We start from the raw sequence: 19,879 nt of genomic DNA on the forward strand, positions 1-19,879 counted from the left end.
CGAGCTCGACATCCGCCAGATCTTCGACACCCCCACCGTCGCGCAACTCGCGGGACAGCTTGCTGAACGGACGTCAACCCGCCCCGCACTGCGGCCGATGACCAGGGATGGCCAGCGATGAGCTACGACCTAGGCAACGCACCGGATGTCGTGACGTTGTTCCGCCAGCGCGCCGCCGAACGGCCTCAACAGGACGTGGTGGGCTTCCTCGCCGACCCGGACGACGTGCGGCACGGAATGACGATGTGGACCTACGAGCAGCTCGACCGTGAGGCGCGCGGCTGCGCGGAGTGGTTGCAGCGGCGACTGCCGGTGGGATCGCGGGTGCTCCTGCTCTACCCCAACGGGCTGGAGTTCGTCGCCGCGTTCGTCGGTTGCCTCTACGCCGGCATGATCGCCGTCCCGGCGCCGTTGCCGGGTCGCCATCAGCACCACCGCTTCCGGGTGGCCACGATCATGGCGAACGCCGACGTGTCCGCCGTCCTCACCACCTCGGCCAAGCTGGGCGAGGTCCGGGAATGGTCGCAGGCCTTCGGCGCGGAGCACGCCATCGTGGCGGCCAGTGACGAACCCGGACTGGGCGACCCGGACCACTGGCGCCCGGTGCGGCTGGACCGGTCGACCGTCGCCCTGCTGCAGTACACCTCCGGTTCCACCGGAGACCCCAAAGGCGTGATCATCGATCACGACAACATTCTGTACAACCTGGACATCGCCGCGCGGGAGCTCGGCTTCTCGAACCCGTCACGGGCCTGCGGCTGGGTGCCGCTGTACCACGACCTGGCCCTGCAGGCGGTGTTGCTCTACGCCCTGCTGCACGGTGGATCGGCCCTGCTGATGGAGCCCATGACGTTCCTACGGCGCCCGGTGCGGTGGCTGCAGGTGATCGACGAGCACAATGTCGAGTTCACCTTCGCGCCGAACTTCGCCTACGAGCTGTGCCTGGACCGGGTCACCGACGAGGAGCTGCGCGCGCTGGACCTGTCCCGCCTGCGGATGGCCGGCAACGCCTCCGAGCCGGTGAACCCGGCGGTGCTCGCGGCGTTCGCCGACCGGTTCGCGCCGGCCGGGTTCCGGGTGGAGGCCTTCGCCCCGGTGTACGGCATGGCCGAGGCCACCGGCTACGTCAGCGGCATCCCGGCCCGTACACCGCAGGTGAAGGTGGTGGATCCCGAGGCGCTCGCCGCCGGTAGCTTCTCCGACCCCCAGCCGGGTCAGCCCGTACGCGAGATCGTCAGCTGCGGACGACCGACCCGCGCGTGCGAGGTCAGGGTGGTTGACCCCGACACCCGCCAGGCGCGGGCCGACGGTCAGTTGGGTGAGATCTGGCTGCGCGGGCGGAGCATCTCCCGCGGGTACTGGGCCAGCGACAGCGGTGCGGCGGCCTTCGGCAACAGCACCGCCGACGGCGAGGACGGCTTCCTGCGGACCGGTGACCTCGGCGTGCTCGACGACGGCGAGTTGTACGTCCACGGCCGGCTCAAGGACACCCTGATCGTGCGCGGTCGCAACATCTACCCGCAGGACGTGGAGCAGGAGTTGCGCGTGCAGCACCCGGACCTGGGCCGGATCGGCGCCGTGTTCGCCAGCGACGCGGGGGACGCCGACGCGCTGGGCGTGGTGGTGGCGTTCGAGGTGACCAGGGCCGCCCATGACCGGTTGCCGGCCCTGGCCGCTGAGGTGCGGCACACGGTGGGTCGGGAGTTCGGGGTCCAGGTGGCCGCGGTGCTGTTGCTCCGGCCGGGCACGGTCCAGCGGACCACCAGCGGAAAGGTGCAGCGCTCGGCGATGCGCACGCTGTTCGGCGAAGGTCGGATCGCCGCCCTCTACCAGGACCCGCCGGCGCCCGCGCTGGTCGCCGGTCTGAGATGAACGGAGTGAGCCCATGTCTGATCCGGCCGCGATCGAGGCGGAACTGCGGGAGTTTCTGTGCGCGCACCTGGCCGTGTCGCTGAAGGTCCCCGGCGGCACGATCGACCCCGCCGAACCCATGTCGGCGTACGGCCTGGACTCGTTGCGGGCGGTCGCCGTGCTGACCGATGTGGAGGACCGCGTCGGATTCGAGATCGACCCGGACGTGCTGTGGGATCACCCTACGGTGGCCGCACTCGCGCACTACCTGGCGGAGCGGCTGACGCTGTCCGGTGAGCCGGCGTAATGCGCCCGTCCGCCGCTACGGTGACCCTATGACTGACGTGGTACGGCTGCGCGGCGCCGGCAAGCGGTACGAGACGGCCGGGCCGCCGGCGCTGCAGGGCGTCAACCTGACCGTGTCGGCGGGCGAGGCGGTCGCCGTGATGGGCCCGTCCGGTAGTGGAAAATCGACGCTTCTGAACCTGGTCGCCGGCCTGGACCGGCCGACCGAGGGTGACGTCGAGGTGGCCGGCACGGTGTTGAACCGCCAGTCCGAGACCGCGCTGGCCAAGTTCCGGTGCGATCACATCGGCATCGTCTTCCAGTTCTTTCACCTGCTTGACGATCTGACCGCGCGGGACAACGTGCTGCTGCCCGCGCAACTGGCCGGCGTACCCCGGCGCGACGCGCTGGCCCGGGCCGACGACCTGCTCGCCACACTCGGGCTGACCGGGCGGGCCAACGCCTACCCGGCCCGGCTCTCCGGCGGCGAGCGCCAACGGGTCGCGGTCGCCCGGGCGCTGATCAACCGACCCCCGTTGCTGCTCGCCGACGAGCCGACCGGCGCGGTGGACGCGCAGGCCGGTACGCACATCATCGAACTCCTCCGGGACCTCAACCAACGCGGCCAGACCATCCTGCTGGTCACCCATGATCCGGCCCTGGCGCGCCAGTGCGCGACCCGCATCGTGGAGGTGCGCGACGGCCGACTGACCGAACAGGTGACGACGTGAGAGCAGTGGCAAGACTGGCCTGGGGTGCGGTGCACCGGCGCCGGCTGCAGAGTCTGATCATCGGCGCGGTGGTGCTGCTGTCCAGTGGTACCGCTGTCCTGGCTCTGGCCTTGTTGGTGGCCTCGACGGCGCCGTTCGACCGGGCCTTCGACCGCCAGCATGGCGCGCACGCCACGGCCGGTTTCGACGCGGCAAAGGTGAGCAGCGCGGACCTCGCGGCGACCGCGAAGCGGCCCGGCGTCACGGCCGCGTCCGGACCGTACGAGACCGTGTCCGCCCAGATCCGTGGCGACCGGATGCCGTTGCCACCGGGCCTGATCGTGGGTCGCGAGACGGCGGATTCCGGCATTGACCAGCTGTATCTCGTCGACGGCGACTGGCTGACCGGGCCGGGGCAGATCGTGCTGTCCGAGGACATCCTGCCGGGGCGGGAGGTCGCCCCACACGTCGGTGACCAGGTCACGGTCGATGTGGCCGGTGGTCTGAGGCTCACCGTGGTGGGCATCGCCGACTCCATCACCGGTACCGGCGATGCCTGGGTGTGGCCTTCCCAGGTTGATGTTCTGCACGCGAGTGGGGCGGTGCCCGGATGGCAGATGCTCTACCGGTTCGCGTCCGCGGACAGCGACGATGCCGTGCGGGCCAGCCTGGCCGGGGCCACCGATGGGCTGCCGTCGGACGCGCTCACCGGTGCGTCCACCTATCAGGCCGTCCGGCTGCGGGCCACCGAGAGCCTGCGGCCGATGGTGCCGTTCGTGATCGCGTTCTGCGTCCTCGGCCTGGTTATTTCGGTGCTCATCGTGGCGAACGTGGTGGCCGGCGCGGTCGTCGCCGGGTACAAGTCGATCGGGATCCAGAAGGCGCTGGGCTTCACACCGGCGCAGGTGGCGGCCGTGTTCGTGGGCCAGATCCTGGGGGTGTCCATACCGTCGGGGCTGGCCGGGGTGGGGCTCGGCTGGCTGGCGGCCAAACCGTTGCTGCTGCAGACGGCCTCGGCGTACAACATCCCGGGCGCGGCCGCGGTGCCCGGCTGGACCCTGGCCGTCGTCCTACTGGGTGTGACCGTGAGTGTGGGGCTGGCCGCTCTCGGCCCAGCCGTACGCGCCGGGCGGCTGTCCGCGGTGTCGGCCATCACGGTCGGCCGGGCGCCGCGCACCGGCCGGGGCTACCGGGTGCGTCGCGCGCTCGCCGGCACCCGGCTGCCGCGGGCGGTCAGCTTCGGCCTCGGTACGCCGTTCGCCCGGCCGGCCCGCACCGCGGTGACCCTGGTCGCCGTGCTGCTCGGGGCGACCACCATGGTGTTCGCCGTCGGGCTGGCCACCACGCTGTTCCGGGTGGTGGCCGCGTTCGACCGGACGTCGGCCGTCCCGGTCATGGTCGGCTACCGCCCGCCCGGCGGCCCGGGGGGCAGCTCACCCGGCGCGGAGCCCGACCCGGTGGCGGTGCGCGCCGCGATCGAGGCGCAGCCTGGCACGGCACTGGCGCTCGGGCTCACCGAAGTGCAGGCCAACCTGGGTGGGTCCACCGAGCCGCTGACGATCCGGGCCTACGATCGGGACGCCTCGCAGGCCGGTTATCCGGTGCTGTCCGGGCGCTGGTACGCCGGTGCCGATGAGGCGGTGGGCACGTCGCGGATGCTGCGGCTGACCGGTACGAAGGTGGGCGACACCATCACCGTGGGCACTCAACTCGGCCAGCGCCGGGTGCGCATCGTCGGCGAGGTGTTCGCCAACGGCTCCAGCGCCACCATCGTGATGTCCACGGACTCCCTCGACGGCCTGGTGCGCAGCGTCACTCCACAGTGGTTCGAGGTCGAGCTGACCGCTGGGACCGACATCGAGACCTATGTGGAGAACGCGACGACGCCGTTGGCCGCGGTGGGCGCGGTGCCGGAGCTCACCTCGCAGGCGCAGGAGAACCAGACGGTGTCGGTGATGCTGGGCCTGATCGCCACGCTCACCGTGCTGCTGTCCGTGGTCGCCGCGCTCGGTGTGTTCAACACCGTCGTGCTCAACACCCGGGAGCGGGTACACGAGATCGGGGTGCTCAAGGCCATCGGTATGACCCCCCGGCAGGTCCGGCTCATGGTGGTGACCTCGATGGTGGCGGTCGGGGCGTTGGGCGGGGTACTCGCCGTCCCGGCCGGCTGGCTGCTGCACCGGGCAGTCGTACCGGTCATGGCCGGGGCGGCGGGCACCGAACTGCCGCATTCCGTGGTCACCGTCTACCACCCGCTCGAACTGCTCGCGCTGGGTCTGTCCGGCGTGGTACTGGCTGTGCTCAGTGCGCTGGTCCCGGCCGGTTGGGCGGCCCGCACGCACTCGGCCGCCGCGCTGCGGGCTGAATGAGCCGTCGCCGCGCCGCGAGCGGAGTGAGTCTCCGCGCGCGGCGCGAGCCGGTCAGCCGGCGCGGCTGGGGACCGCGCCGTCGTCCTGGCGGGCGTACTGGATGCGGTACAGGTCGGCGTAGAGGCCGCCGGCGTCCAGCAGCTCGTCGTGGTTGCCCCGCTCCTTGATCTCGCCGCCCTCGATGACGAGGATCTGGTCGGCCTCGCGCACGGTGGACAGCCGGTGGGCGATGACGAGCGAGGTCCGGCCGTGCAGCGCGGTCTGCAGCGCCCGCTGGATGGCCGCCTCCGACTCGGAGTCCAGGTGGGCCGTGGCCTCGTCGAGCACCACGATCGGCGGCGACTTGAGCAGGAGCCGGGCCAGCGCGATCCGCTGCTTCTCACCGCCGGACAGCCGGTGCCCCCGGTCGCCGACCACGGTGTCGAGCCCGTCCGGCAGCGAGGAGACCACCGACCAGATCCGGGCCGCGTCACAGGCCTCGATCAGGTCCTGCTCGCTGGCGTCCTCGCGCCCGTACAGCAGGTTGGCGCGGATCGTGTCGTGGAACAGGTGGGCGTCCTGGGTCACCACGCCGACCGTGTCGTGCAGCGACCGTAGCGTCAGATCCCGGACGTCCTCGCCACCGATGCGTACCGTCCCCGACGTGACGTCGTAGAGACGCGGTACCAACTGGGTGATGGTGGTCTTGCCGGCACCGGACGGGCCGACCAGCGCGGTCAGTGTCCCGGCGGGCACCCTGAAACTCACGTCGCGCAGGGCGTAGTTGTCGTGGTGTCGTTCCGGGGCGCGCAGGGTGATGGACTCCAATGAGGCCAACGACACCTCCGCGACGTTGGGGTAGCGGAACGAGACCTGGTCGAACTCGATGGTGGGGGCGGCGCCGCCCACGGCCAGCGGCCGGGCGTCGGCGCTCTCCCGCACGAGTGGCTTGAGGTCCAGCACCTCGAACAGGCGGTCGAAGCTGACCAGCGCGGTCATCACGTTGACCTGCATGTTGGACAGCTGGTTGATCGGCCCGTAGATCCGCAGCAGGAGCGCGGCCATGGCCACCAGGGTGCCGATCTGCAGGTTGCCGCCGATGACCAGGGTGCCGCCGAAGCCGTATACGATCGCGCTGGTCAACGCGGTGAGCAGGGTGACCACGATGACGATGAACTGTCCGTAGACGGTGATCCTGGTGGAGATGTCGCGCACCGCGCCCGCCTTGGTGGCGAACGTAGCCGCTTCCTTCTCCGGCCGGCCGTACAGCTTGGTGAGCATCGCGCCGGCCACGTTGAACCGTTCGCTCATCATCGTCGCCATGTCGGCGTCGTGCTGCATGCGGCGGCGGGTGAGGCGCTGCAGCCGGCGGCCGACCAGTTTGGTGGGCAGCAGGAAGATCGGCACCAGCATGAGCGCCACGATGCTCAGTTGCCAGGACAGGGTGAACATCGTGACCAGCACGATGACCAACGTCAGCAGGGTGGAGGTCGTCTGGGAGAGCAGCGAGGTGACCGCCTGCTGCGCGCCGAGGACGTCCGTGTTGAGCCGGCTGACCAGCGACCCGGTCTGGGCGCGGGTGAAGAACGCGACAGGTTGGGCCTGCACGTGGGCGAAGACGGTGGTGCGCAGGTCGTAGAGCAGGCCCTGTCCGACCCGGCCGGACAGCCGGGTCTGCAGGTAGACAGCGCCCGCGTCGACCACGGCGAGACCGGCGATCAGCAGCGACAACCAGATGACGACGTCGCGGCGTCCGGGCACGATGCCGTCGTCGATGATGAACTTGAGCACGATCGGGCTCAGCGCGGCGAGACTCGCGTGTACTGCGGTGAGCAGCACCAACGCGGTCAACGACCAGCGGTAGTGCCGGGCGTACGGGAGGATCCGTCGGAACGTCCCCTTGCGGATCCGTTCGCGTCCGGTGATGTCCGAGCCGGGTCGCATCGGCATAGGCCCCATGGCCGGGCCGCTCATCATGGCCATGTAGCGGCCCTCGCTTTCGCTGTCGGTGATCGTGGGTCAGTACTTGCCGAGGAATTCGAGGATCGCGGCGTTGACCTCGTCGGGGCGCTCCAGATAGCCGAGGTGCCCGGCCCGGGGGATCTCCACGAAGTCGCAGTTTCCGATGGCGTCGGCGGTCTCCACACCGAGGTGCGGGGGAGCGATCCTGTCGTCGGTGAACGCGATGACCCGGCATGGTGCGGTGATCGCGCCCAGCGCGGCCCGCCGGTCCGTGGTGGTGTCCACCCAGGCCTGACCGGCGCCGTCGGTGCTGGACTCGGCGGCCAGCTCGAAGATCTCCAGCCAGGACGCGACAGCGGCCTCGTCGTTCAGGGTCGCCGGTGACAGCATCCTGGTCACCGTGTCGACGGCGTTGTACTTCGCGGGCAACCGGATACCGCTGTCCCGCAGGGCCCGCTCCGCCATGGTCTGGGCCAGCCGGGCCACGTCCGCGCGGGGTCTGGTGGCCATCAGCACCGCGCAGCGGACCAGGTGCGGCCAGCCGATCGCGAGTTCCTCGGCGATGATCGAGCCGAGTGACGTGCCGACGATCCGGCACGGAGCCAGGTCCAGCGACTCAATGAGTCCTCTGGTGTCGGCCACCATGTCGGCGAGGCTGTACCGGCCCGGCGGCACGTCCGAGGGCGCGACGCCGCGGTTGTTGAAGATGACCGTCTCGTAGCCCGCCCGCTGCACGGCCGGCGTCTGGTGCAGGGACCAGACGTGGCCGGCGGCGGCCTGGCCCATGATGAACAGCACGCTCTCACCGCGGCCGGATCGCTCGTACGACAGCCGGATGCCGTTGGTATTGACGTGGGGCACGGTCTCCTCCGGCAATGAATAGAACACGTCACGGCGGAGCCATCCACGGTGCCGCCCGCCACAAGGTAACCAGGACGAGTGTGGCGCAACAGTGTGTCGCGACTATCGCTGTCCAACCGCGCGGCTCCGACGGTTGGACAGCGCGGCGCAATAAGACCGCTTCCATTCTTGAATGAATGCCGGGCATCACCCACGCTGTGTCTGCCTGTTTACCGATGACCGTCGTCCGATCCATTCTGTCGCGCATTTCATAGTGCGGAAAGACGACGGTAACCCTCGACAAGAAGGAGTTTCCGTGGTTGTGGTGATGGCCCCCGATGCCACCGAAGATGACCTCGCCGCCGTGGTGGACCTGGTCCGCGTTGCCGGCGGGAGTGCGTTCGTCAGCCGGGGCGTGTCCCGGACGATCGTGGGACTGGTCGGGGATCTGGACGATTTCGCGGCACTCAACCTGGGCAGCCGCCCCGGCGTGCAGCGGGTGATGCGGATCTCGGTGCCGTTCAAGCTGGTCAGCCGCGAGCATCACGCGCAGCGGTCGGTGGTCCGGGTGGGTGGCGTGCCGGTCGGTCCGGACGTGCTCAGCGTGATCGCCGGTCCGTGTGCCGTGGAGACTCCGGAGCAGACGCTGGTGGCCGCGCGGATGGCCAAGGCGGCCGGGGCCGCGCTGCTGCGGGGTGGCGCCTTCAAGCCGCGCACCTCGCCCTACTCCTACCAAGGGCTCGGCGAGGCCGGGCTGCGGATCCTGGCCGACGTGCGGGCCGAGACCGGCCTGCCGGTGGTGACCGAGGTGATCGACCCGGGCCACGTCGACCTGGTCGCCTCCTACGCCGACATGCTGCAGGTCGGTGCCCGCAACATGCAGAACTTCGCGCTCCTGCAGGCGGTCGGCGAGAGTGGCCGACCGGTCCTGCTCAAGCGGGGTTTCAGCGCCACCATCGAGGAGTGGCTGAGCGCGGCCGAGTACATCGCGCAGCGCGGGAACCTGGACATAGTGCTGTGCGAACGGGGCATCCGGACCTTTGAACCGGCCACCCGCAACACCTTGGACATCAGTGCCGTACCGGTCGCGCAGTCGTTGTCCCACCTGCCGGTGATCGTGGACCCGTCGCACTCCGGCGGCCGCCGGGACCTGGTGCTGCCGTTGACCCGTGCCGCGATCGCGGTCGGTGCGGATGGTCTGATCATTGACATCCATCCCAATCCGAAGGTCGCGTTGTGTGATGGCGACCAGGCGCTCAATGAGGCAGATGTCGCGGAGCTGGCCGACGCCATCGCGGTGCTGTCGGCACTGATGGGGCGCACTTTGGCCGTGGCCGAGCCGGCCGTTGTGTCCTAGTTCGAATGCCATTCTGCGGTAGTGATCGACATTATGTGAATAAGTGCCTAGAAAATGTCGTGTAGGCGTCACGAATATTCCGCGAAACGGAACCAGTCGGGCAGATCCCCGGTAATTGATACCCGTATAGGGGTCACGTAGGGGTTTGCGTTTCCGGGCAGGGGGTTCGAATCCCATCTCAGGGGTTTACCGACATAAATTCGCTGGGTAGCGTCGCAGGCGCTTGTTACGGGCCGGAAAACCATGCGGTCCGGGAGTCGTCAAACAAAGGCGGCCGACAAGACCGGTACCCCAACCCATTTATGTTTGTTGACTTGATGATGCATTCTTCAAGTCGCTGTTCTCTGTTCAGATTCTGGTGGTTTCTAAGGAGCTGGAGTGACGCCGGAGGAAGAAATCCTGCAGCAGCCCGCGGTCCGCATCGACGTCAACTCGTTGACCTTTGCCGACTCACCGCGGCTGTCTGGCATCAACCTCGAGCATGTGGAGTCCTTGGTGGCTACACAGAACCCGGTACCGCCGATCATCGTGCACCGGTCGTCGATGCGCGTCATCGACGGTGCGCACCGGCTCAAGGCCGCCATGCTGCGCGGCGACGAGACGATCGTGGTCCGGTTCTTCGACGGCACCGACGCCGACGCGTTCGTACTCGCCGTGAGACTGAACGTCGCGCACGGCCTGCCACTCGTGTTGGCGGACCGCAAGCGGGCCGCGGAGCGCATCGTGCGTTCCCACCCGGAGTGGTCCGACCGACGGGTCTCCGCGGTCACCGGGCTGTCCCCGGGGACGGTGGCCGACGTCCGCAACCGGATCGGCGATCCGACCGACCGGGTGGCCAGCCGGGTCGGGCAGGACGGGCGGGTGCGCCCGCTCGACGGGAGCGCGGGCCGTCGGTTGGCCGGACAGCTCATGCGGGAAAAGCCGCACCTGTCCCTGCGTCAGGTGGCGCAGGCGGCGTCGATCTCCCCGGAGACCGCCCGCGACGTGCGCAACCGGCTGCGCAACGGCGAGGATCTGGTACCCGGGCGGGTCCGTCGGGCGGCCGCCGGGGTCGGACCGGCCGTCGACCGTCGCGCCGAGGTCAGCACATTGACGCCCGCCCGACCGCCGGTCCGCCCGCAACAAGCGCCGGTCGCCAACCAGGCCGCGATCCTCAACCGACTCAAGGCGGATCCCGCGTTGCGGTACAGCGAAACCGGGCGCAACCTGCTCCGCCTGCTGACCCTGCACTCGCTCTGGGCCGAGGACTGGGAATCGATCATCCAGAACCTGCCACCGCACTGCAGTGGAGCCCTCGCCGACGTGGCGCGTCAGTTCTCCACCCTCTGGGCCGACTTCGCCACCCGCGCCACCAAGGACATGGCCAAGGCGGGTTGACCGGGCAGTCGGACGACCAGTCACCCCATCGATCACGGATCCGACGGAGGCAGTTCGTGGACATCCAGACCATCGACCATCTCGAGTACTACGTCGCGGACGCTGAGCAGACCGCCCGCGAACTGCGCGACTCCTTCGGCTTCACGATGCACGGCCAGGGCGATCCGGATACCGGCCTCGCCGGCTGCCGGTCGATCCTGTTGCGGCAGCATGAGATCACGCTGCTGGTGACGTCGTCGGTCGGGGCACACCGGGCCGACGAGTACGTCCGGCGGCACGGGGACGGGGTGGCGGTCGTCGGACTCGGGGTACCGGACGCGGCTGCGGCCTTCGCCGAGGCCGTGGAGCGTGGTGCCCTGCCGGTCGAGCCGCCGATGACCCTGGACGGGCCCGGCGGACGGGTAACCTTCGCCTCGGTGCAGGGGTTCGGCGACGTCGCCCACCGGTTCACCTCGCGGGAACGACCCGACGGGCAGTTCGCCCCCGGCGTCATCGCCGAGCACGGTGCTGGCCTGCGGGGAACCGGTCTGCTGCGCACCATCGACCACCTGGCCATATGCGTACCCGCGGGTACGCTACGCCCGACCGTCGAGGCGTACCGCGAGATCTTCGGGCTGCCCAAGATGTTCGAGGAGCGGATCATCGTCGGGGCCCAGGCGATGGAGTCCGAGGTGGTGCAGAGCCAGTCCCGGGGCGTGACCTTCACGATCATCGAACCGGACACCAGCCGGGCGCCCGGGCAGATCGACCGGTTCATCGCCAACCACGATGGTGCCGGCGTGCAGCACGTCGCCTTCCTCACCGAGGACATCGCGGCCGGGGTCCGCGACTGCACGGACCGGGGCGTCGGATTCCTGGCCACGCCCGAGACGTACTACGACGATCTACCCGGGCGACTTGGCTCCGTCGGCGTGCCACTGGAGACGTTGCGCGAACTGTCCATCCTGGCCGACCGGGACTACGCGGGTGTGATGCTGCAGATCTTCACCGAGTCGGTACACCCCCGGCGCACGTTGTTCTACGAACTCATCGAGCGCCGGGGTGCGCGTACCTTCGGCACCGGCAATATCAAGGCGTTGTACGAGGCGGTCGAGCGCCAGCAGGTGGCCGACCAGGCCGCGCGCCGTTGACCGAGGGGGCGGCGGCCACGCTGTCACAGCCGGCCAGGCCGAGGGCGTCGCGCAGTTCTTCGGCCAACAGCCGGAGTACCTGCTCGGCGCCGGCCTGTCCGCCCATGGCCAGGCCCCACATCAACGGACGTCCGATCAGCACGCCGGAAGCGCCGAGGGCGAGGGCCTTGAGGATGTCGGTGCCGGTGCGGATGCCGCTGTCCATCAGCACCTCGACGGCGCCGTCGACGGCGGGCACCACCGCCGGCAGCGCGTCAATGCTCGGTATCGCGCCGTCGAGCTGACGGCCGCCGTGATTGGAGACCACGATCGCGTCGACGCCGGCGCCGACAGCCTGCCGCGCGTCCTCGGGCGCCAGGATCCCCTTCAGCGCCAACGGCAGGGCGGTGCGGGCCCGGAGCAGGTCGACCGAGGCCCAGGTGACCGCGGACGAGAACGCCTCGCTGGTGTGTACCGCCACCGCGGACTGCGACGACCGCCGTTGGTGCGCGGTCGAGAGTTCTCCGAAATTTGCCGCCCGTACATCTTCGGGCAGGCCGAACGCGTTGCGCACGTCGCGCAGGCGCCGGCCCATCCACGGGACGTCGACGGTCAGCACGATGCCCGTGCACCCGGCTTCCTCGGCCCGGCGCACCAGGTCCATCGTGTGCCCGGTGTCGCGCAGCCAGTACAGCTGGAACCAGAGATTGCCGCCGACCGCGGCGAGTTCCTCGATGCTCACGCTGCTCAACGTGCTGGCGATGAACGGCACGCCGGCGTCGCGGGCGGCCCGGGCCGCGGCAAGTTCGCCGTCGGGGTGGACGAGTCGCTGGTAGGCGATCGGCGCGATCGCCATGGGCGCCCGGGCGGGCTGGCCCAGCAGTACGGTGTCGGTCGTGCACCGGGATACGTCGCGCAGCAACCGCGGCACGAGCTGGACCCGGTTCAGCGCGTCCCGGTTCGCCGCCAGGGTGAGCTCGGCGCCGCTGCCACCCGCCACGAAGTCCCAGATGTCGACCGGTAGCGCCGCCGCGGCGGCTCGTTCCAGGTCGGCCACGCATCGGAATTCTTCGATCGAGTCTGCTTGCACTGGGGTCATCCTCTCTGGACTGAACGACGAAAATCGTATTCCCGCCGCGTCATTACTGATCGGGGACTCTATGTGAAGGACTTTCGTGAGTGACGCATGGAAAGCCACCGATGATATTCCACCCAGGCTCGTCACGGGTCCAGGTTGGACACTATTGGACGGATGTATATCCGCAGGTCAGCGGAGTGACTCCCGGAGTACGTATCCGCCGGTGTCGGTTGCCCAGCAAAATCGATGTCTGTTTTCTTGTAGTCGAATATTAGGCACACATCAATGAACTGATTCCGTTAGAATCAAAAAGTCGATAAGTTGTCGGCTCACCAGCCGCGCCAGTGGGACACATGCAAAGCGGGGAGCCTGAACCAGGTTCGGGGGCGTCTGTGAGGCTCAGCGGCCAAGACGACGAGTACCGGGTCATTGGACATCTATATGACGCCTGGCGCAACGGTCGCGGCACCGTCGTTATCGCGAGCGCACCGGTCGGGTGTGGCAAGACCGCCCTCCTGCAGGCCTTCGCCGAACGCGCGACCAGCCAGGGGGCCGTGTCCATCCTGGTGACGGCCGCCGCCAGCGAGCGGGCGCATCCGTTCGCGTTGGCTGAACAGTTGGTCAGGGCGATGCGCGAGGCGGGCGCGGAGAATCCGTTCACGGACGCCGAGACCTCGGCGGACGGCGGTTCCCCCGACGCGTTCCGCAGCCCGTCCATCGACCTGCTCCAGCGGATCTGCCGGGTGGTGTGCGACTTCGCCGACACCACCCCACTGGTCATCGGCGTGGACGATGTGCACTACGCCGACCCGCAGTCGGCCCGCTTGCTCAGTTACCTGATCCGCCGCATCCGTCGACACCGGATCATGGTCATACTCACCGAGAGCTCGGGCCACCAGCGCGAGCTCAGCACGCTGCACGCCGAGACGCTGCACCTGCCGTTCTGCCACCAGATCAGGCTCGGGCCGCTGGCGCCGACCGGCATCGTCGAGGTGCTGACCGGGCAGCTCGGCACATCGGCGGCCGAGCGTCTCAGCGCGTCCGTTATGGACATCACCGGTGGCAACCCCCTGTTGCTGCACGCGCTCATCGAGGACTACCGGTCCGATGGCGCGGTCTCGCAGGTACCCGAACCGGGCGCCTCTTTCCGGTCGGCCGTGCTGCGCTGTCTGCGTCGGTCCGAGCCCGAGGTGTCCCTGGTGGCCGTGGCGATCGCCATCCTCGGTGAGTCCACCACCTCGTTGCTGATCTCGGAGTTTCTCAACCTGGACACCGCGTCGACCCGGCAGGCCATCAACCACCTGGTTGCCATGGGTCTGCTCACCGGCCTGCGGTTCCGCAGCGAGGAGAGCCGGCTGGTGGTCCTCGGCGATGTCAACCAGGACGACCTGCCGCAGGTGCACCGGCGTGCCGCCGAGATGCTGCACGAGAGTGGCGCGCCGGCGGCGGCGGTGGCCAGCCAACTCGTGGCCGCCCGCGGTCTGGGCAAGGCCTCGTGGTGGGTGCCGATCCTGCGCGAGGCGGCCCAGGACGCGGTGGCCGCCGGCCGGATCCCCGAGGCAATCCTCAACCTGCGATGCGCCCTCAGCATCGCCACGGTCACCGGTCAGAAGGCGCAGATCACCGCGGCGCTGGTGGACGCCCAGTGGGAACTCGATCCGCGCAAGGCCGCCCGCCAACTGCCCGGTCTCAGCGAAGACGTACGGGCCGGCCTGCTGACCGGACGCGACGCCATGGTCCCGGTCCAGCACCTGCTCTGGTGGGGCGAGTTCGACCAGGTCGAGGAGCTTTTGAAGGCGGCCGAGGCGAACGAGGGCCGGGCGCACGCCGACGGGTCCCCGGCGGTGTCCTCGCCCGACGCCACCATGACCCGGCTGTGGTTCTCCCTGTGCTGCCCGGGGCAGGCGGCGGCGCATGAGCTGACCGATCGGGCCGAGGTTCCGGTCGGTGCGCCGCCCACCTGGTCAGGTCCGATGGCCGCGCTCAACCTCCTGCTGTCGGTGGCCGGACTCACGCTCAACGGCACCGACGTACAGGCTCTGGAAGCGGTACTGCATCCGATCGGTGCCGGCCGCCCGATCACGCCCGCGTTGTTCGCCCTGGTCGAACTCGTGCAGGCGGGCCGGGTGGACGAGGCGTTGCGGTGGTGTGAGCGCCTGCTCGACGAGCCGTGGATCGTCCGGGTCCCGATGCGGCGGGCGCTCCTTGAGACGATCAAGTCGGTGGCGGTCCTCCGGCAAGGCGAGCCGCAGCAGGCCGCGGCGTGCGTACGGACCGCACTGGACCTCGTCGCGCCGCCGGCCTGGGGCATCACGGTAGGCATCCCACTGTCGCTGGCGGTCCGCGCGGCGACCGACCTCGGTGACTTCCCGGCCGCGATGTCGTACCTCAGTGTGCCGGTACCGCCGGCGATGTTCGACACCCCGATCGCACTGCCGTACCTGCAGGCGTTGGGTCGCTACCACCTGGCCGCGGGCAACATGGAGACCGCGCTGACGCACCTGGAGTCCCGGCGGGACCTGATGGCCAAGTGGCGGCTGGAGGCGCCGAGCATGGCCGACTGGCACCACGAGCCGGACGCTGGAGAACCGGCCCACGACGACTGCGGCCGGATTCCGGAACCTCGCGACGGCGGCCGACACCTGTCGTCGGGACCGGAGATCGCGGCGGCCCGGATATCAAAGCTCACGGACGCGGAACGCCGGGTCGGGGCACTCGCGGCCGCCGGATACACCAATCGCGAGATTGCCGAAAAGCTGTCGATCACGGTCAGCACTGTGGAACAACATTTGACGAAAATCTACCGCAAGCTCAAAGTCCGGCGGCGTTCCGAGTTGCCGATCGGATTTACCCGCGGCCTCTAGCGCGCTGTCCAATCGTAGTGCTCTGCCTGGTTGGACACGTCATTGACGTGTGCGAACGTGCCGAATTACCGTTCCGAAGGCCAGTGGAGGCAACCGGAGAAAGGTACGCGGAAATGACCAGTCAGAAAGTCAAGGTGCTGCTGCGCAGCAAGCCACGCAGCTGGGGATGGACCTACCGATGACCACCGGCACCATTGATGTTCAGAAAAATGCTGCTGTCCTGTCGCGCATGTCGGCGAATCCGCGAATGATCGGTGTGGGAACCGCCACGTCAGGCACCCCGATAACCCAGCCGGAGCTGCTCGGTCTCATGGGTGTGACCGATCCGAAGGTCCGTTCGGTCTATCTGAACAGCGCGATCCAGCGGCGCCATCTGACCCTCCCGCCCGCCGACGACCAGGGCCAGCGCGTCGCGGAGCCGCAGGGCGATCTGCTGGCCAAGCACAAGAAGCTCGCCATCGAGATGGGCGCGCAGGCACTTCAGAACTGCCTCAAGCGCGCCGGCGCGGCGTTGTCCGACCTCCGCCACCTCTGCTGTGTGACCTCGACCGGGTTCCTCACCCCGGGCCTCAGCGCACTGCTCATCCGCGAACTGGGCATCGACCCGCGCTGCAGCCGCAGCGACATCGTCGGCATGGGCTGCAACGCGGGGCTCAACGCGCTGAACGTGGTGGCGGGCTGGTCCGCCGCCCACCCGGGGGAGCTCGGCGTGGTGCTGTGCACCGAGGCCTGCTCCGCCGCGTACGCCATGGACGGCACCATGCGTACCGCCGTGGTCAACAGCCTGTTCGGTGACGGTGCCGCCGCCCTCGCGTTGCTCACCCCCGAGGCGGGCGCCGATGCCCCCACCGGCCCGCGCATCCTGAAGTTCGCCAGTTACCTGATCACCGACGCCATCGAGGCCATGCGGTACGACTGGGACCGGTCGCTGGGCCGGTTCAGCTTCTTTCTCGATCCGCAGATTCCGTACGTGGTCGGCGCGGACGCTGAACGGGTCGTCAACGACCTGCTGGCCGGCACCGGCCTGCGGCGCAGCGACATCGCCCACTGGTTGGTGCACTCCGGCGGCAAGAAGGTCATCGACGCGGTCGTGGTGAACCTCGGCCTGAGCCGGCATGACGTCCGGCACACCGTCGGCGTGCTCAACGAGTACGGCAACGTGTCCAGCGGTTCTTTCCTCTTCTCCTACGAGCGCCTCCTCGACGAGCAGGTGGCCCGACCCGGAGATTTCGGTGCCCTTATGACGATGGGACCCGGCTCCACGATCGAAACGGCGTTGGTCCAATGGTGAGCGCGGCGGGATTCAAGGACGACGTGGCGGTACGGATCGACGGCGGTACGCCGCTGTCCGCCGCACTGATCGAGAACGTGCGCACGCTGTGCGACCGGGCCGAGGACGGCGACCTGCCCGGCCTGGTCGTCATCGGTGTCGGTGGCGTACCGGCCGACGGGTGGACCCGTGGGCTCAGCGTCGACATCGTGTCCAAGTGGGAACGTGTCCTGCGCCGGTTGGAACGGCTCAACGTGCCCACCGTGGCGGTGGCCTCGGGCGACTGCGGTGGCCCCGCGGCCGACGTCATGCTGGCCACCGACTTCCGGATCGCCACCCCGGACACCCGGCTGATCGTCAGCGTCGACCAGGAAGCCACCTGGCCCGGCATGTCCCTGTACCGGCTGGCCCGGCAGGTCGGCCCGGACCGGATCCGGCAGGCGGCCCTGCTGGGCGTGCCCATCGACGCGACCGAGGCCCGGCAGCTGGGCCTGATCGACGAGGTGGCCGCCGACCCGGCGCCGGCGCTTGCCGCACTGGCCGAACGGGCCAGCGGTATCGCCGGTAAGGAACTGGCGATCCGCCGCCAACTCATCTTCGACGCGTCCCGGACCGCCTTCGAGGACGCGTTGGGCGCCCACCTGGCGGCCTGCGACCGGGCGCTGCGACGGGTCACCACGTCGTGACCGCGAGCGTCCTGAGTCGAGCGGGCGCTGACCTGTCCACCGCGCGGGAGAGTCTGGCCCGGGCCGCGCAGCGCGTCGAGGATCTCCTCGGCGCCCTGCCGGTGCCGGGTTTGCGCTCGCTCGAGCAGCGGGACCGGGCCGCCGCCGCACACAACGAGGTACGGGCCCACCGGGTGGACTTCATGGCCACCCACGCCACCGAGGTGTACGACGAACTCACCGGTGGCCGGACCCGTGACCTGCGCCTTGACGAGCTCGTCGAGGCCGCCGCCGGCGCCTTCCCGGGTCTGGTCCCGACCGCCGGGCAGCTCGCCGTGGAGCGGTCGCGGGCGCAGGCCGACAAGGAAGGGCGTGAGATCGACCAGGGCATCTTCCTGCGTGGCGTGCTGCGCTGCGACCTGGCCGGCCCGCACCTGCTGACCGCCATGCTCCGGCCCACCACGCGGGCCCTGCTGCTGCTCCCCGACTTCCAGCGCACCGGCCTCATCGAGATGGAGGCGGTCCGGCTGGAGCGGCGCGACGGCGTGGCCCGGCTGACCATGTGCCGGCAGGACTGTCTCAACGCCGAGGACGAGCGCCAGGTCGACGACATGGAGACCGCCGTCGACCTGGCCCTGCTCGACCCGGCGGTACGGGTCGGGTTGATCCGGGGCGGGGAGATGACCCATCCGCGGTACCAGGGCCGGCGGGTGTTCAGCGCCGGTATCAACCTGAAGAAGCTGAGCGCGGGTGAGATCCCGCTGGTGGGCTTCCTGCTCCGCCGCGAGCTCGGGTACCTGCACAAGATCCGGCGCGGGCTGTGTCCCCGGGAACCCGAGCAGTGGCACGCGCCGTACCTGGACAAGCCGTGGGTGGGCGCGATCGACACGTTCGCGATTGGCGGCGGTACCCAACTGGCTCTGCTTTTTGATCATGTGATCGCGGCCTCGGACGCCTACTTCAGCCTGCCCGCGGCGCGGGAGGGCATCATCCCGGGGGTGGCGAACCTGCGGTTCACCCGGATCGCGGGCGCCCGGCTGTCCCGGCAGGTCATTCTGCAGGGGCGTCGGATCCTGGCCACCGATCCCGAGGCCCACCTGCTGGTGGACGAGGTGGTCGAGCCCGCGGCGATGGACGACGCGGTGGAGCGGGCACTGACCCGGCTCGACGGCGCGGCCGTGGTGGCCAACCGTCGGATGGTGAACTTCGCCGAGGAGTCGCTGGCCGACTTCCGCGCCTACGTCGGGGAGTTCACGGTCCAGCAGGCGCTGCGCATCTACGGCGAGGACGTCATCGATAAAGTGGACCGGTTCAGCGGACGCTCGGAATGACCGAACACGTGCGGTACGCCAAGAAGGACCACGTCGCGTACGTCACGCTCAACCGGCCCGAGGTGCTCAACGCCATGGACCTGCAGACGCATGCGGAGCTGGGGGAGATCTGGGACGACGTGGAGCGCGACGACGACATGCGGGTGGTCGTGCTGACCGGTGCGGGCGACCGGGCCTTCTCCGTCGGACAGGACCTCAAGGAACGGTCCCGGCTGGACGCCGCGGGCGTCGAGGCGTCCACCTTCGGCAGCGCGGACCAGCCCGGCTGGCCACGGCTCACCCAACGGTTCGATATGTGTAAACCGATCATCGCGAGAGTCGACGGGTACGCGTTCGGGGGTGGCTTCGAACTGGCGCTCGCGTGCGATCTGATCGTGGCCTCCGACCGCGCCGTCTTCGCCCTGCCGGAGGTACGGCTGGGTCTGGTGCCCGGTGCCGGCGGTGCTTTCCGGCTGTTCCGGCAACTCCCGCAGAAGATCGCGATGGGGTACCTGTTGACCGGGCGCTGGATGGACGCGGCGACCGCGCTCTGGTTCGGGCTGGTCAACGAGGTCGTCCCACCCGACGAACTGGACCAATGCGTCCGGGACTGGACGGACAGCCTGCTGGAGAGCGCGCCGCTGTCGGTATCGGCGATCAAGGAGGCGGCGCTGCGCTCCGCCGATCTGCCGCTGGACGAGGCGTTCACCGCCACGTACCGGTGGGAGGAGCGGCGGCGGGGCAGCAGCGACGCGGTCGAGGGCGTCCGGGCGTTCGTGGAGAAGCGCCCGCCGGTCTGGACGGGGCGCTGAACGGCCCTGGTTGGTTGGACGTCGTTGTCCGGTACGGATGG

At 69.4% G+C, this 19,879-nt stretch carries 15 protein-coding genes; 12 read left to right on the forward strand and 3 right to left on the reverse strand.

Annotation, left to right across the window (positions count from 1 at the left end; all coding sequences use genetic code 11):
* Positions 1 to 117: 117 nt before the first annotated feature.
* Genes ABD211_RS01655 through ABD211_RS01670 form a run of 4 tightly spaced genes read left to right on the forward strand, consistent with a single transcriptional unit; the run spans position 118 to position 5,215 of the window.
* Positions 118 to 1,872 carry a fatty acyl-AMP ligase gene (locus tag ABD211_RS01655; RefSeq protein ID WP_344125401.1) on the forward strand — a complete coding sequence of 585 codons (1,755 nt, stop codon included), beginning with the start codon at positions 118 to 120 and terminating at the stop codon, positions 1,870 to 1,872.
* Positions 1,873 to 1,885: 13 nt separating this feature from the next.
* Positions 1,886 to 2,158 (forward strand): acyl carrier protein, encoded by a 273-nt coding sequence (locus ABD211_RS01660; protein WP_344125403.1) that lies wholly within the window; start codon positions 1,886 to 1,888, stop codon positions 2,156 to 2,158.
* 28 nt (positions 2,159 to 2,186) lie between these two features.
* A complete protein-coding gene (locus ABD211_RS01665) occupies positions 2,187 to 2,867 on the forward strand; it encodes an ABC transporter ATP-binding protein (RefSeq protein ID WP_344125405.1) in 681 nt (226 codons plus the stop codon).
* Positions 2,864 to 5,215: an FtsX-like permease family protein gene (locus ABD211_RS01670; protein ID WP_344125407.1), complete on the forward strand. Its 2,352-nt coding sequence runs from the start codon at positions 2,864 to 2,866 to the stop codon at positions 5,213 to 5,215. The genes ABD211_RS01665 and ABD211_RS01670 overlap by 4 nt, the downstream gene beginning before the upstream one ends.
* Positions 5,216 to 5,266: 51 nt before the next feature.
* Here ABD211_RS01670 and ABD211_RS01675 read toward each other — a convergent pair whose 3' ends face one another.
* Together ABD211_RS01675 and ABD211_RS01680 are read right to left on the reverse strand one after the other, a co-directional pair.
* Positions 5,267 to 7,144 carry an ABC transporter ATP-binding protein gene (locus tag ABD211_RS01675; RefSeq protein ID WP_344125409.1) on the reverse strand — a complete coding sequence of 626 codons (1,878 nt, stop codon included), beginning with the start codon at positions 7,142 to 7,144 and terminating at the stop codon, positions 5,267 to 5,269.
* 69 nt (positions 7,145 to 7,213) lie between these two features.
* Complete coding sequence (locus ABD211_RS01680; RefSeq protein WP_344125411.1) at positions 7,214 to 8,017, reverse strand: alpha/beta fold hydrolase; 804 nt, start codon at positions 8,015 to 8,017, stop codon at positions 7,214 to 7,216.
* Between the two features lie 172 nt (positions 8,018 to 8,189).
* Here ABD211_RS01680 and aroF point away from each other — a divergent pair, with 172 nt between their 5' ends.
* The 3 genes from aroF to hppD all read left to right on the forward strand — a co-directional run bounded on the left by aroF (position 8,190) and on the right by hppD (position 11,860).
* Positions 8,190 to 9,353, forward strand: coding sequence for a 3-deoxy-7-phosphoheptulonate synthase (aroF, locus tag ABD211_RS01685; protein WP_344125413.1), 1,164 nt, complete (start codon positions 8,190 to 8,192; stop codon positions 9,351 to 9,353).
* Between the two features lie 378 nt (positions 9,354 to 9,731).
* Positions 9,732 to 10,730: a ParB N-terminal domain-containing protein gene (locus tag ABD211_RS01690; protein WP_344125415.1), complete on the forward strand. Its 999-nt coding sequence runs from the start codon at positions 9,732 to 9,734 to the stop codon at positions 10,728 to 10,730.
* Positions 10,731 to 10,786: 56 nt separating this feature from the next.
* On the forward strand, positions 10,787 to 11,860 hold the full coding sequence (gene hppD / locus ABD211_RS01695) for a 4-hydroxyphenylpyruvate dioxygenase (protein ID WP_344125417.1): 1,074 nt from the start codon (positions 10,787 to 10,789) through the stop codon (positions 11,858 to 11,860).
* Here hppD and ABD211_RS01700 read toward each other — a convergent pair.
* Positions 11,799 to 12,938, reverse strand: a complete 1,140-nt coding sequence (locus ABD211_RS01700) for an alpha-hydroxy acid oxidase (protein WP_425560316.1) — start codon at positions 12,936 to 12,938, stop codon at positions 11,799 to 11,801. The genes hppD and ABD211_RS01700 overlap by 62 nt on opposite strands.
* A gap of 371 nt (positions 12,939 to 13,309) precedes the next feature.
* On the opposite strand from ABD211_RS01700, the gene ABD211_RS01705 reads away from it, so the two are divergent.
* The 5 genes from ABD211_RS01705 (at position 13,310) to dpgD (ending at position 19,838) form a co-directional block, all read left to right on the forward strand.
* Positions 13,310 to 15,781, forward strand: a complete 2,472-nt coding sequence (locus ABD211_RS01705) for an AAA family ATPase (RefSeq protein ID WP_344125421.1) — start codon at positions 13,310 to 13,312, stop codon at positions 15,779 to 15,781.
* A gap of 247 nt (positions 15,782 to 16,028) precedes the next feature.
* Entirely contained in the window at positions 16,029 to 17,072 is a 1,044-nt protein-coding gene (gene dpgA / locus ABD211_RS01710) for a 3,5-dihydroxyphenylacetyl-CoA synthase DpgA (RefSeq protein WP_344125423.1), read from the forward strand.
* A 23-nt stretch (positions 17,073 to 17,095) separates the two neighbouring features.
* Positions 17,096 to 17,737 (forward strand): enoyl-CoA-hydratase DpgB, encoded by a 642-nt coding sequence (gene dpgB / locus ABD211_RS01715; protein ID WP_344125425.1) that lies wholly within the window; start codon positions 17,096 to 17,098, stop codon positions 17,735 to 17,737.
* The gene (dpgC, locus tag ABD211_RS01720; protein WP_344125427.1) at positions 17,734 to 19,047 is read left to right on the forward strand and encodes a (3,5-dihydroxyphenyl)acetyl-CoA 1,2-dioxygenase DpgC; all 1,314 of its coding nucleotides are present in this window, start codon (positions 17,734 to 17,736) and stop codon (positions 19,045 to 19,047) included. The genes dpgB and dpgC overlap by 4 nt, the downstream gene beginning before the upstream one ends.
* Positions 19,044 to 19,838, forward strand: a complete 795-nt coding sequence (gene dpgD / locus ABD211_RS01725; RefSeq protein ID WP_344125429.1) for an enoyl-CoA-hydratase DpgD — start codon at positions 19,044 to 19,046, stop codon at positions 19,836 to 19,838. The genes dpgC and dpgD overlap by 4 nt, the downstream gene beginning before the upstream one ends.
* Positions 19,839 to 19,879 lie beyond the last annotated feature (41 nt).

Source organism: Luedemannella flava (assembly GCF_039528515.1).
Taxonomy (GTDB): domain Bacteria; phylum Actinomycetota; class Actinomycetes; order Mycobacteriales; family Micromonosporaceae; genus Luedemannella; species Luedemannella flava.

Excerpts from the sequence above, each read along its gene's own strand:
- ABD211_RS01675 (WP_344125409.1), bottom strand. The coding sequence starts at position 7,144 with ATGCCGATGCGACCCGGCTCGGACATCACCGGACGCGAACGGATCCGC.
- ABD211_RS01665 (WP_344125405.1), top strand. The coding sequence starts at position 2,187 with ATGACTGACGTGGTACGGCTGCGCGGCGCCGGCAAGCGGTACGAGACG.
- aroF (WP_344125413.1), top strand. The coding sequence starts at position 8,190 with ATGAATGCCGGGCATCACCCACGCTGTGTCTGCCTGTTTACCGATGAC.
- dpgD (WP_344125429.1), top strand. The coding sequence starts at position 19,044 with ATGACCGAACACGTGCGGTACGCCAAGAAGGACCACGTCGCGTACGTC.
- ABD211_RS01660 (WP_344125403.1), top strand. The coding sequence starts at position 1,886 with ATGTCTGATCCGGCCGCGATCGAGGCGGAACTGCGGGAGTTTCTGTGC.
- ABD211_RS01700 (WP_425560316.1), bottom strand. The coding sequence starts at position 12,938 with ATGACCCCAGTGCAAGCAGACTCGATCGAAGAATTCCGATGCGTGGCC.
- ABD211_RS01655 (WP_344125401.1), top strand. The coding sequence starts at position 118 with ATGAGCTACGACCTAGGCAACGCACCGGATGTCGTGACGTTGTTCCGC.
- dpgA (WP_344125423.1), top strand. The coding sequence starts at position 16,029 with ATGATCGGTGTGGGAACCGCCACGTCAGGCACCCCGATAACCCAGCCG.